The sequence below is a fragment of the uncultured Maribacter sp. genome, from assembly GCF_947496775.1.
In the GTDB taxonomy this organism is placed as follows: domain Bacteria; phylum Bacteroidota; class Bacteroidia; order Flavobacteriales; family Flavobacteriaceae; genus Maribacter_B.
Genome location: NZ_CANMDU010000002.1, coordinates 267,702 through 280,580, shown reverse-complemented (window position 1 = coordinate 280,580; position 12,879 = coordinate 267,702). Strand labels below are relative to the sequence as shown.

Genomic DNA, 12,879 nt, shown 5'->3' with positions numbered 1-12,879 from the left:
ATACAATTATGGATCAAAGCACGAAAGAACAAGGAAAAACAATGGCTATTGTTAGCTACATTACAGTTATTGGATTATTAATAGCTTACTTTTCTACTAGAGGAGATAAAGAAAATGAATTCGTAACTTTTCATATAGGGCAATCTTTTAGAATTTTTATTCTGGGAATCGTAATATCAATATCTGTAGGAGTTCTTGTTTCTATTACAGGTCTATCTATATTAAGCTACCTATCTTATGCCCCATTAGTACTTATGATATTAGGAGCTATGAATGCTAATAATTTAAAAGAAGAGAAATTACCAATTATAGGTAATATTGGTTAAAATTGCTTTAACTGTATAGAAAACACAAAAGAGGTGCAATTAGCACCTCTTTTTTTGTATCAAAATTTATACCTTGCCAAAAATTTAAAGAATGCCAGAAGGAAAAACTACCGCCATAACCGCATATTTTACAATTGTTGGTGCTTTAATTGCCCTAAGTATGAATATGGAACCTAAACACGAATTTGCAAGATTCCATACCAGACAGGCTTTTGGGCTGCATTTAACATTTTTAGGATTTGCTTTATTTTTAAGCCAATGGTTTAATGAATATGCTTGGTATGGTCTTTACGTATTTTATGTTGTTTTATGGGGGTATGGCTTTATTGGTGCTATTACCGATAAAAAACAATCTGTTCCTGTATTAGGTCCTTATTTTCAAAAATGGTTCACTTTTATCCAATAATATATGACAACTGCCCCACTTTCTTTAGAACATATAATTAAACCGTCTACAATAACAGAAGGTAAAATTCCTGTTCTTTTTATGTTTCATGGTTACGGTAGCAATGAAGAAGATTTATTTTCTTTTGCTCCCGAATTGCCTACCGAACTTTGCATTATCTCTGTTAGAGCCCCCTACCCTATGCCTCCTCAAGGAAATGCTTGGTATGCCATTAATTTTGATGCCGACAATGGAAAATGGAGTGATGATGAGCAAGCCAAAGAATCTAGAGAAAAAATAGCTTATTTTATTGATGAAGCGTGTGAGGCATATCATTTAGACTCAGATAACGTAACTCTTTTAGGTTTTAGCCAAGGTACTGTTCTTAGTTATTCTGTTGCTTTATCATACCCAGAAAAGGTGAAAAATGTAATTGCTTTAAGTGGCTATATTAATGAAGCTATTCTTAAAGAAAACTATGCCGATAAAAAACATACCTCATTAAACATATATGCTTCACATGGGTCTGTAGATCAGGTAATTCCTGTACAATGGGCACAAAAAATTCCGACGTTTTTAAATAAAATAGGAGTTCCACATATTTTTGAAGAATTTCCTGTTGGGCATGGAGTTGCTCCGCAAAATTTTTATTCTTTTAAAAACTGGTTAGCAGATAAAATTTAATTACTACGAGTATATAAAAGATGATCCACTAGGGAAAAATCAACCCCCAAATCATCTTTTAGTTCGTATTTTACTAATATTTCACCCCAATATTTTCCATCGGAAAAATCTGCTATAATCCATTTATGGTTTAAGATTTTAATTTTGTTTATTTTAAAATCATTTTCCATACCTTCATAAGGAACCAACGGGTTACTTCCCTTTGATTCATTCGTTTCTAACAATTTATCAGCAATATAATTAGAAGAATCTTCTATATTTAAATGGTCATAATACGCTAAAGCATCATCATTATTTTCTAATGAAAAATACTGCATTTCTAAAGCCTTTAAAGTGGTAGTTTGCAGAGAATCTTTTAACTGCTCTACAACAATTTCTTGCTTTTTAATTCTGGCTTCATAAGAATCTACCATTTTACCGCTACTAACAAAAAAGTATAAGGCTATTAGGGCTGAAAAAATAAAAAGATAAAGAAAGAGTCTGTTTTTCATATACTAGTTTTATTGGTAATCAAGATTTAAATGTTTCTAGGTAATTTACTAAATACTTATTACAAGGTTATCGTAGGCCAAATGTACATTTTTTGGTAATTTTTTTTCCACTTCTTCATGAAAACCTAAGAGATGACTAATATGAGTAAAATAAGCTTTTTCTGGTTTTACTTTGTCCACAAAAGCTAAAGCCTCATCTAAATTAAAATGTGAATGGTGCTCCTCTTTACGTAAGGCATTAACCACAAGAACCTTAGAACCCCTTATTTTTTCTATTTCTTCTTCTGCTACCGTTTTTACATCGGTTAAATAAGTAAAATCTCCAAACCTATAACCAAAAACTTGTAAATTGCTATGATAAACCTCCACAGGAATAACGTGTATTCCTCCCACAACAAAAGGGGTATTATTTTCTACGCTATTTATATTTACTGACGGAGCACCTGGATATCTATTTTCTTTCGTAAAAACGTAATAAAACCTTTGTTTTAATGATTCTACTACTCTTTTGTGTGCATATATAGGAATATCTCCTTGTCTAAAAACAAATGGTCTTATATCATCTAAACCTGCAACATGATCAGAATGTTCGTGGGTAAACAATAATGCGTCTAATTTTGGAATAGGGTTGGCTAGCATTTGCTGCCTAAAATCCGGTCCACAGTCTATTACAACATTATATTCTCCCCAAGATACTAGTACAGAAACCCGTAATCTTTTGTCTTTAGGATTATCACTTAAGCATACAGGATGTGTACTCCCAATTACAGGGATTCCCTGCGACGTACCCGTTCCTAAAAAAGTAATTTTCAATCTATATGGTATTTATTTCAAATTTATAACATATTTATTTAATAGATTACCCAATCTTTCTAACTTTGCTAAAACTAAAACAACAAGATGGCTTCAGTTCTTAAAAGGGATAATGCTTTTGAAAATATTCCTTCTATCAAAGCAAAAACTTTGCGTATAAACCTTAATCCAGATATTTACGGAACCTTTGCAGAAATTGGTGCTGGCCAGGAAACTGCTAGGCATTTCTTTAGATCAGGTGGTGCTTCTGGTACTATTGCTAAAGCAATGAGTGCCTATGATAAGGATTTTAGTGATGCCATTTATGGTGTAGAACAAGATGGACGATACGTTTCCCAAGCTAGGTTAAAAACCATGCTTAATAGTGAAATGCATTTAATGGAAGAACGTATTAGTAGAGAAAACCACCCGGAGCGCTTGTTTTTCTCTTATGCAAATACTGTTGCCACAATAGATTTTTCTAAACGTTATAAAGGGCATGGCTGGGTCGGAATCCGTTTTCAACTAGATCCAAAACAAAAAGAATTCGATGAAATTATTTTACATGTTCGCTTTAAGCAAAATGAAGCTCGCTTACAACAAGAAACATTAGGAACTTTAGGTGTTAACTTAATATATGGTGCTTTTTATAAGTACCATAAGCCTAAAAAAATATTAAAATACCTATATGACCATATAGATAAGGATACGATAGAAATTGATATGATTAATTTCTCTGGACCCAACTTTAAAAATGTAGATAACCGTTTAATGAGTTTGCAGCTTATTAAAAATGATATGACAGATGCGGTTATGTTTGGTCCTGATGGAAATAACTTATTACCAGCAGCGATTCTTTATAAAAAGAACATTCTTGCTCTTAGAGGTAGTTTTAGACCTGTGACGAAGGTTAATGAAGATATGTTTAAAAAATCGTATGATATTTTTGTACGAGATAAAATGGTCAACGAAGAAAAGACCATTGTAATTTTTGAAATTACGCTATCCAATCTAAAGGCTTCTGGAGAGATTGATGAACAAGATTTTATGGATAGAGCGCAATTACTTTGCTCTTTAGGACATACAGTAATGATATCTAAGTTCCAAGAATACTATAGACTCGTAGAGTATTTTAATAATTATACTAAATCAAGAATTGGCCTTACTATGGGAGTAAATAACCTAGTAGACATTTTTGATGAAAAATACTACAGACACTTAAGTGGTGGAATATTAGAAGCCTTTGGTAAATTATTCTTTAAGGATTTACAAGTATATCTATACCCAATGAAAAACGCAGAAACTGGACAAATTATGACCAGTAATAATGTTAAAGTACATCCTAGAATGAAAGAGCTCTATAAGTTCTTTAAGTATAATGGAAAAGTAATGGATATTTTTGATTACGACCCAGAAATTATGGATATTTTCTCTAGAGATGCTCTTAAAAAGATAATAAATAATGAGGAAGGCTGGGAAGAAATGTTACCCGATGGCCTACCAGAAATGATTAAAGAAAAGCAGCTTTTTATTAGAAAAGAAAATATAGAAGAGTAAAAATGAAATACATAATTAAAAAAGCATCAGATTTATCTGATGCTTTTTTTAGTTTTATACATCTAAAAGTTGAGCAGCATGATCTTTAGTCTTTACCTTGTCAATAACTAAAGTTACTTCTCCCTTTTCATTTATTTTAAAGGTCTTTCGATGTATACCGTCATACTCGCGACCCATAAATTTTTTAAGACCCCAAACTCCAAAAGCATTAATAACTGTATGGTCTTCATCTGCCAACAACGGAAAAGGAAAGTCATATTTTTCTTTGAATTTGGCTTGTCTTTTTTCGGAATCAGCACTTACCCCTAACAACTCATAACCTTGCTCTTGCAGTTCCGCATAATTATCTCTTAAATTACAAGCTTCTGCGGTACAACCTGGAGTACTTGCTTTAGGATAGAAAAAGATAATTAACTTTTTTCCCAAATAATCCGATAAATTTATCGTATTTCCATCTTGGTCTTTAGACGAAAAATTTGGAACTTTATCTCCTACTTTTAATGTTTTCATACACAATTTTAATTAGTTTTATCTCCATAGATATTTGCATAAAAATAAACCAATTATGACAATTAAGGAAAAGGTTCCATTTGTAATTAATACATTAAAAGAATTATACCCCACTATTCCTATACCATTAGATCACAAAGATCCATATACATTATTAATTGCAGTACTCATGTCTGCTCAAAGTACAGATGTACGAGTAAACCAAATAACACCTCTACTTTTTAAAAGAGCTGATAATCCTTATGATATGATAAAACTATCCATAGAGGAAATTAGAGAAATTATAAAACCTGTCGGCCTCTCCCCCATGAAAGCAAAAGGAATTTTTGGTCTTTCTAAAATGTTGGTAGAAAACCATAACGGAATTGTACCACAAGAAATGGTAGTCCTAGAAACTTTCCCTGCAGTTGGCCACAAAACGGCTAGTGTTGTTGTTTCCCAAGCTTTCGGAATTCCTGCTTTTCCTGTAGACACTCACATTCACAGACTTATGTATCGTTGGGGATTAACTAACGGAAAAAATGTAGTGCAAACAGAAAAAGATGCCAAAAGACTATTCCCTAAAGAACTATGGAACGATTTACATCTACAAATTATTTGGTATGGCCGGGAATATAGCCCAGCAAGAGGATGGAATTTAGAAAAAGATATAATTACTAAAACTATTGGAAGAAAAACAGTACTAAACGAGTATTCTAAAACCAAAAAAGCCCGTAAATAACGGGCTTTATATTTTAATTTAAGATGACATTAAACTTTAAATCATCATGCTTTACCGTATAAAGTGCTCTAGAATAACTTATTAGAAATTCTATAGTTTCTGTACTTGCCTTTACCGGACTGAATTTTTTTTGGTACTCAAAGTAAATTTTTTCCATATTTCTAATATTGTTATACAGGGATAACGCTACTAAATTAGAAATATTGTTTATCTACTTTTACAAATCTTATGCAGTAAGTACTATATTATTTTTCTCGATTATTTTTCTAAGGTTAATTAAAGCATAACGCATTCTTCCTAAAGCAGTGTTTATACTTACTCCGGTGTTTTCCGAAATTTCCTTAAAGCTCATATCTTTATAAATACGCATTAATAAAACTTCTTTTTGATCATCTGGTAATTCTTCTACTAAAATTCTTAAATCAGAATTAATTTGATCCTTAATAATTTGTTTTTCGGCATTTAACTTGTCATCCCCTATAACAGAAAAGATATTAAAATCATCACTCCCTTCAAACATTGGCATTCTTTTGTTTTTTCTGAAGTGATCAATTATTAAGTTATGAGAAATACGCATAACCCATGGCAAAAATTTACCCTCTTCGCTATAAGTACCCTTTTTTAAGGTTTTAATTACTTTAATAAAGGTGTCCTGAAAAATATCTTCAGTAATATCTCTATCTAATACTTTAGAATAAATAAAACTAGTAATACGTTGATTGTGTCTGTTGATTAATACTTCTAGTGCTTTTTCATCACCGCTAATATAATCTCTTACTAATTCTGAATCTTCAATTTGTACTGACATATTAATTTTTTGTTTTTAAGATCAGGGGGCTTTTCTTAGTTAATGGTTTGTATTTAATGGTTACTAAAAAATCTAAGTGATTTCTTAATTATGGTCTAAAACTATATAAAACATGGGCCGTGGTAAAAAGTATGTTGTAAAACCCCTACTTTTTGATGTGAAACAAGGGTTTTCTATTTTTTGTACAATATTGAAGTATTAATCTAGTTGCAAAAACAAATAACATTATACATGTAAATCGTTGTTCTATAGAATAATCTGCTCTTACAATTAAAAATTGCACACCCTTTTATTTACACATTACAGATTGTTTTTAATTTCGGCGTATAAAAAAACCCTTAAGACATATATCTTAAGGGTTATATATTATGTAGCGAAAAGCTTAGTTTAAATTACTCTCGAATTTTATTCCTTTAGCTTCTGTAATTTTTAACGATTTAGAGAAATTCAATAAAAATTGAATTGTTTCTGGTTGCGCTTTAACAAGCTCACATTCTTTTTGACTCTTAGTGTAAATTTTCTCCATAGTACCTTTGATGTTGTTTCATATGGATAACGCCATCAATGCACAATGTAATAAAACTAGTCGACCTTTTACCAATTAAATCGTTAAAACTATATTATACTCTTCAATAATCTTTCTAAGGTTAATTAATGCATAACGCATTCTCCCCAGTGCTGTATTAATACTTACACCCGTATTATCAGATATTTCTTTAAAACTCATATCCTTATATATACGCATTTCTAAAACTTCTTGTTGATCTTTGGGAAGCTCTTTTATTAACAAGGACAAATCTGTATCTATTTGCTCTTTTATTAATTGCTTTTCTATATTTAATCTTTCATCTCCAATTATAGAAAAAATGCTAAAAGTATCCGATCCGTCAAATTTCGGCATTCTATTCGTTTTTCTAAAGTGGTCAATTATAAGATTATGAGCAATACGCATTACCCAGGGCAAAAATTTACCTTCTTCATTATATGCTCCTCTTTTTAGAGTTCTAATAACTTTCATAAAAGTATCCTGAAAAATATCTTCGGTTACTTCGCGATCACCAACTTTAGAATATATAAAACCGTTAATACGTTTGTTGTGTTTATCTATAAGAGATGCTAACGCTCTTTCATCTCCATTTATATACTGTTTTACCAGTACTGCATCGTCAATTTGTAGTGCCATAGTTGTTTACTTTTTAGGGTTAAAATTGAGGGCCTTTTCTTATGAAAAGGTCTTGTGGGTACTATCTTAACTTAAAAAAGTAAATATGTTTCTATAGGCTTATTAACGTTTAGTGTTTATCAAATATAGGCAAAATTAAATGTTATTAACAAATGAGTTTACATTTTTTTTAACTTTTAAGCTCCGTATTAAATACTTTGCACATAAATTAAAGGCATATTGTATCTTTGTTTTTCTAAACAATATCATGTCTGTACTACTAGAAGTTAACCCGAAAGAAAATATTATAATTAAAGGTGCAAAACTGCATAATTTAAAAAATATAGATGTTGTAATACCAAGAAATAAGCTCGTAGTAGTTACTGGTTTATCTGGTTCGGGAAAATCTAGTTTAGCTTTTGACACCTTATATGCGGAAGGTCAAAGAAGATATGTAGAAAGCTTATCTTCTTATGCTAGGCAATTTCTTGGAAAACTTAACAAGCCTAAGGTAGATTATATAAAAGGTATTGCTCCTGCAATTGCTATTGAGCAAAAAGTGAACTCTACCAACCCAAGATCCACTGTTGGAACCACTACTGAAATATATGATTACTTAAAACTTTTATTTGCTCGTATAGGAAAAACCTATTCTCCTGTTTCTGGTAAGCAAGTAAAAAAACATACCGTTACAGATGTTGTAAATCATATTAAAACTTATAAAGAGAATTCAAAATTACTATTACTAGCACCTATTTCGATTGCCGAAGACCGAGACTCTTTAAAATCTTTAGAGCTTTTTTCAAAACAAGGCTACGCCAGAATAAAATATAATGGAAAAGTTTTACGAATAGATCAAGCTCCGGAAAATATTGGTAAAGAATTTGATCTAGTTATTGATCGTATTATAACAAAAGATGACGAAGATTTTTACAATCGACTCGCCAATGCTGTAGATACCGCCTTTTTCGAGGGAAAAGGAAATTGTATTGTTGAGGACCTAGAGACTAAAAATGAAACTCCGTTTAGTAATAAGTTTGAATTGGATGGAATACAATTTTTAGAACCAAATGTACATCTATTCAGTTTTAACAACCCTTATGGTGCCTGTCCAAAATGTGAAGGTTACGGAGATGTTATAGGTATTGACCAAGATTTAGTTATACCTAACACTGCTCTATCCGTATACGAGAACGCCATATTTGCCTGGAGAGGAGAAAGTATGAGCGCTTATAGAGATGAGTTGGTAAACTCTGCTTATAAATTTGACTTTCCCATACACAAGCCTTGGTTTCAACTAACGGAAGAGCAAAAACAATTAGTTTGGGACGGAAACTCTTACTTTACTGGCCTATATGACTTTTTCGGTATGCTAGAAGAGAAAAGTTATAAAATACAGAATAGAGTTATGCTTTCTCGTTACCGAGGAAAAACAAAATGTTCCAGCTGTAAAGGTAGAAGACTAAGAGAAGAAACTAATCATGTAAAAGTTGGCGATACTTCTATTACAGATTTAGTTAATTTATCTATTAAAAAATTAATTCCATTTTTTAATGACTTAACTTTAAATGAGCACGACGCTAAAGTAGCTTATAGATTGTTACAAGAAATAAACACTAGGCTAGAATTTTTAAATAACGTAGGGCTTAGCTATTTAACCTTAAATAGAAAATCGAACACTCTTTCTGGGGGTGAAAGCCAACGTATAAATTTAGCAACCTCTTTAGGTAGTAGTTTAGTTGGATCTATGTATATATTAGATGAACCTAGTATTGGCTTACATCCCAAAGACACCGAAAACTTAATCGTTGTATTAAAATCTTTAAGAGATTTAGGAAATACAGTCATTGTAGTAGAACATGATGAAGATATTATGAAAGCTGCAGATCAAGTAATAGATATTGGCCCCAAAGCGGGCACACATGGTGGAGAAGTTGTGGCCAACGGCACTCTAAAAGAAGTATTACAAAGCGATTCATTAACCGCTAGTTATCTAAATGGCTCCATGACTATTGAGACGCCTAAAAAAAGAAGGACTTTTTCAAATTTCATTGAAATTAAAGGAGCCAGAGAAAATAATCTTAAAAATATAGATGCTCTCTTTCCTTTAAATGTATTAACCGTGGTTACTGGAGTTTCTGGAAGTGGAAAAAGCACTTTAGTTAAAAAATTGCTATATCCAATACTTTTAAAAGAAGTTGGCGGATATGGTGAAAAAGCTGGGCAATTTACTTCTGTTGAAGGAAAATACAAGGATATAAAGCATGTAGAATTTGTGGACCAGAACCCTATTGGACGATCATCGCGATCTAACCCAGTAACTTATATAAAAGCTTATGATGATATTCGAAGCCTATTTGCCGGACAAAAATTAAGTAAAATAAGAGGGTACCAAGCAAAACATTTTTCTTTTAATGTAGATGGTGGTCGTTGCGAAAAATGTAAAGGTGATGGAGAAATAACCGTAGAAATGCAGTTTATGGCAGATGTACACTTAGAGTGCGATGCCTGTAATGGTAAACGTTTTAAGAAAGAAGTTCTAGAGGTAAAGTTTGAAAATGCAAGTATTGATGATGTCTTAACCATGACAATAGATAATGCAATTGCCTTTTTTAAACAAAACGAGCAAACCAAAATAGTAACTAAATTGCAACCATTACAGGATGTAGGCTTGGGTTATGTTACTTTAGGACAATCCTCTTCTACTCTTTCTGGTGGAGAAGCACAACGTATTAAACTAGCTTCTTTTCTTGTCAAAGGAAAAACAAAAGACAAAGCCTTATTTATTTTTGATGAACCAACTACAGGTTTACACTTTCATGATATTAAAAAACTTTTAAAGTCTTTTACCGCTCTTATAGAAAAAGGACATTCTATTGTTGTTATTGAACACAATATTGAACTTATAAAATGTGCCGATTATATTATTGATTTAGGATTAGAAGGTGGTGACAATGGTGGTCAGTTAATTTCTCAAGGTACCCCTGAAGTGGTTTCAAAGAATAAGACTTCTGTTACCGCTCCTTATTTAAAAGAAAAATTAGGATGATAATGTGTTTTTAAATTCATCCAATTGTATTTGGGAATACGTAACACTCGCTTCAACACTAAATCAAAATATCGTAAAGCGCTTTAAAACAGTAATATAAGAGGTGTTCGTGTTTTTTGGCACGCTGTTTGGTATGTACTAAGGGAATACAAATATTTGTATTTAAAATTTAAACCTTATATCATGAGAAAATTAGTACTCCTTTTTACAGCGATTGTTTTAGGTACTTTAAGTATCCACGCTAGTACCACTGATGGTAAGGTTGCAACACGCAATGCTTATCTAAACAATAACTCTTTTATTTTTGTTGAAAATGGCATTACGTTTTCCGTATTTTCAGATGGCGAATTCGATTTTTACATTAGCAACAGATTAAGAAATCCTAACAGCAATATAACTTTTAATTCTGGTTACGATTATAGTCCATATGCTCAATACGATGATTACGGAGCTGTAATTCAAGTAGAAAATGTTCCTATATATTATGACTATTATGGAAGAGTATCTAATATTGGTAATATAGATATTGGATATAGAAATGGAAGAGTTTTTAGAGTAGGTGGAATGTACGTTTATTATAACCGTCGCGGATTTTATGATTACCATACTGGGTATATTAATAGATACAATAGACATTATGTTTATAGACCATTTCACAGGTTCTTTTTAAGACCATCTATTAATCTATGTTTAGTTTTCAATAAACCATATAGAAGGTACTATAGACCAACACGCTATACTTACTATAATCCGTATAGATTTAATACTCGAAGAAGTTATGCTAAACTAGGTCGTGTACACAGATACAATAAAATTCGTTCATCTAGATCTAAAATCTATAGAAATGATAAAAGAGTTGCTAGACGATCTAATGCAATAAGAAGCAATAGAAATGTTAATAGAAACACAAAATCTAGATCTACGAGAAATAATGCAAGTACCTATAACAGAAATAGTACCATTAGAAGAAGTACTGTTCAAAGAGGGAATACAAAAACTAATAGAAGTAATACCGGTAGAATTTCTTCTACCAAAAGAGAAGTTACAAGAACCCCTAGAAGTACTACGGTAAAACGTACTACTAGCACTTACAGAAAACCTGTAAGTAGAACAGCTGGAAGATCAGTTGCTCAGAGAAGTAATAGTACATCAAGGAAAGTAACACAAAGACCAATACAAAGATCTTCTAGAAGCACTAGTATGTCATCAAGAAGTTCTAGCAACAAGAGGTCTATTAGTAAAACACCTTCTAGAAACCGTAATACTGTTTCTAGAAGCTCAAGCTCAAGAAGAGTTGCAAGTTCACCTTCTAGAAGCTCAAGAAGTAACACAAGGTCTGCTTCTCCTAGAAGTAGCAGAAGACAATAATAAAAATAGTTTTTAGGTTGGTTAGTTATAAACCCTGTAGCAGATTTATTTGCTACGGGGTTTTTCTCTTTCTACGCTTTTTTCCACAAAGCATTAACTGTCTTTAAATCTTTTTTCATTGCATCATAAACCACTTTTTTATCTACAGAAATAGTGCGTTTACCTTTCTCTGCACCACCTAAGTTATACTCTAAATGTAATGATACTGGTGGCTTTAATCCATATTGTTTTAGCAACTTAAAATAAGTGTCAAAATCTACCATTCCCTCCCCTATGGGAACATTAATGAGTTTCCACCTACCATTTACCATTCCCCATTTAAAATCTTTTAATACGATTGTTTTAATATGAGATTTTAAAAGTTTTAAACCATTTTCCCAAGAAACTCCACCTTCTACTGTGGCATGGCGAATATCATATTGAACTCCAAAATAGTTTGCATCAACAGTTTCTAAAATTTTTTCTACTTCCCAATAAGAACCTCCTATTCGCAATCCCGAATGATTTTGATAACAACCTACAATACCAAATTCTTTATTAACAAGTCCTAACTTCTTAACACTATCAGCGCATAAAGATAATGACTCCTGCATTGAAACCCCTTTCATAAAGGAAAACCAATTACTCCTATAAAAAGATACCCCCTCATTTGCTGCTGTTTTTATAACGTCAACATCTACAGAACTTAATGCATTTTCTACTGTTGTTGTAATCATCGTACAAGACGAGCCACCTTTTTTAATTGCAGTAATTGCTTTTGGCAAAGTAGTTAATACATTATTTGGCTCTACATGCCCTTTTGGTCTAACAGTTAAATCAACTCCCGAAAAACCCATTTCCGCGGCTACAGTACCTGTAGATTCATAATCCAAGAATTGTAAATGCTTGGAAAAAATAGAAACTTCTAAATCGGTTTGTAACTCCAATGAATTTTTAATTATTGGATTAGATATACCATTAAATGGTATAGTTCCCATAACTCCTAAAGCGGTAAGTTTAACAAAATCTCTCCTTGTTTTCACAATA

15 protein-coding genes are annotated in these 12,879 nt (G+C 31.9%); 7 read left to right on the top strand and 8 right to left on the bottom strand.

All coding sequences use genetic code 11. The features are described 5' to 3' along the window. The first annotated feature begins 8 nt into the window (after positions 1 to 8). The 3 genes from Q0856_RS05815 (at position 9) to Q0856_RS05805 (ending at position 1,395) form a co-directional block, all read left to right on the top strand. Positions 9 to 326 carry a DUF4870 domain-containing protein gene (locus Q0856_RS05815; RefSeq protein ID WP_298503391.1) on the top strand — a complete coding sequence of 106 codons (318 nt, stop codon included), beginning with the start codon at positions 9 to 11 and terminating at the stop codon, positions 324 to 326. Between the two features lie 91 nt (positions 327 to 417). Then, complete coding sequence (locus tag Q0856_RS05810) at positions 418 to 732, top strand: hypothetical protein (protein WP_298476185.1); 315 nt, start codon at positions 418 to 420, stop codon at positions 730 to 732. A 3-nt stretch (positions 733 to 735) separates the two neighbouring features. After that, positions 736 to 1,395 carry an alpha/beta fold hydrolase gene (locus Q0856_RS05805; protein ID WP_298503389.1) on the top strand — a complete coding sequence of 220 codons (660 nt, stop codon included), beginning with the start codon at positions 736 to 738 and terminating at the stop codon, positions 1,393 to 1,395. On the opposite strand, the gene Q0856_RS05800 is transcribed toward Q0856_RS05805, so the two are convergent. Together Q0856_RS05800 and Q0856_RS05795 are read right to left on the bottom strand one after the other, a co-directional pair. After that, a complete protein-coding gene (locus Q0856_RS05800; RefSeq protein WP_298503388.1) occupies positions 1,392 to 1,886 on the bottom strand; it encodes a hydrolase in 495 nt (164 codons plus the stop codon). The genes Q0856_RS05805 and Q0856_RS05800 overlap by 4 nt on opposite strands. A gap of 48 nt (positions 1,887 to 1,934) precedes the next feature. Further along, positions 1,935 to 2,699 (bottom strand): MBL fold metallo-hydrolase, encoded by a 765-nt coding sequence (locus Q0856_RS05795; RefSeq protein ID WP_298503387.1) that lies wholly within the window; start codon positions 2,697 to 2,699, stop codon positions 1,935 to 1,937. 87 nt (positions 2,700 to 2,786) lie between these two features. Here Q0856_RS05795 and Q0856_RS05790 point away from each other — a divergent pair, with 87 nt between their 5' ends. Continuing rightward, positions 2,787 to 4,235, top strand: a complete 1,449-nt coding sequence (locus Q0856_RS05790) for a TonB-dependent receptor (protein ID WP_298476197.1) — start codon at positions 2,787 to 2,789, stop codon at positions 4,233 to 4,235. A 54-nt stretch (positions 4,236 to 4,289) separates the two neighbouring features. Here Q0856_RS05790 and bcp read toward each other — a convergent pair whose 3' ends face one another. Beyond that, positions 4,290 to 4,745: a thioredoxin-dependent thiol peroxidase gene (gene bcp / locus Q0856_RS05785; protein WP_298503386.1), complete on the bottom strand. Its 456-nt coding sequence runs from the start codon at positions 4,743 to 4,745 to the stop codon at positions 4,290 to 4,292. 55 nt (positions 4,746 to 4,800) lie between these two features. On the opposite strand from bcp, the gene nth reads away from it, so the two are divergent. Continuing rightward, positions 4,801 to 5,466 (top strand): endonuclease III, encoded by a 666-nt coding sequence (gene nth, locus Q0856_RS05780; protein WP_298503385.1) that lies wholly within the window; start codon positions 4,801 to 4,803, stop codon positions 5,464 to 5,466. Positions 5,467 to 5,479: 13 nt separating this feature from the next. Here the strand turns inward: nth and Q0856_RS05775 are convergent, their stop codons facing one another. The 4 genes from Q0856_RS05775 to Q0856_RS05760 form a co-directional block, all read right to left on the bottom strand. Beyond that, complete coding sequence (locus tag Q0856_RS05775) at positions 5,480 to 5,623, bottom strand: hypothetical protein (RefSeq protein ID WP_298476206.1); 144 nt, start codon at positions 5,621 to 5,623, stop codon at positions 5,480 to 5,482. A 69-nt stretch (positions 5,624 to 5,692) separates the two neighbouring features. Further along, positions 5,693 to 6,274 carry a sigma-70 family RNA polymerase sigma factor gene (locus Q0856_RS05770; protein ID WP_298476209.1) on the bottom strand — a complete coding sequence of 194 codons (582 nt, stop codon included), beginning with the start codon at positions 6,272 to 6,274 and terminating at the stop codon, positions 5,693 to 5,695. A gap of 382 nt (positions 6,275 to 6,656) precedes the next feature. After that, complete coding sequence (locus tag Q0856_RS05765) at positions 6,657 to 6,800, bottom strand: hypothetical protein (RefSeq protein ID WP_291871329.1); 144 nt, start codon at positions 6,798 to 6,800, stop codon at positions 6,657 to 6,659. A 75-nt stretch (positions 6,801 to 6,875) separates the two neighbouring features. Next, entirely contained in the window at positions 6,876 to 7,457 is a 582-nt protein-coding gene (locus Q0856_RS05760) for a sigma-70 family RNA polymerase sigma factor (protein ID WP_298476213.1), read from the bottom strand. Between the two features lie 247 nt (positions 7,458 to 7,704). On the opposite strand from Q0856_RS05760, the gene uvrA reads away from it, so the two are divergent. Together uvrA and Q0856_RS05750 are read left to right on the top strand one after the other, a co-directional pair. Continuing rightward, positions 7,705 to 10,485 carry an excinuclease ABC subunit UvrA gene (uvrA, locus tag Q0856_RS05755; RefSeq protein ID WP_298503383.1) on the top strand — a complete coding sequence of 927 codons (2,781 nt, stop codon included), beginning with the start codon at positions 7,705 to 7,707 and terminating at the stop codon, positions 10,483 to 10,485. 183 nt (positions 10,486 to 10,668) lie between these two features. Next, the gene (locus Q0856_RS05750; RefSeq protein WP_298503381.1) at positions 10,669 to 11,853 is read left to right on the top strand and encodes a hypothetical protein; all 1,185 of its coding nucleotides are present in this window, start codon (positions 10,669 to 10,671) and stop codon (positions 11,851 to 11,853) included. A gap of 71 nt (positions 11,854 to 11,924) precedes the next feature. Here the strand turns inward: Q0856_RS05750 and Q0856_RS05745 are convergent, their stop codons facing one another. Further along, positions 11,925 to 12,875, bottom strand: a complete 951-nt coding sequence (locus Q0856_RS05745; RefSeq protein ID WP_298503379.1) for a TIM barrel protein — start codon at positions 12,873 to 12,875, stop codon at positions 11,925 to 11,927. Positions 12,876 to 12,879 lie beyond the last annotated feature (4 nt).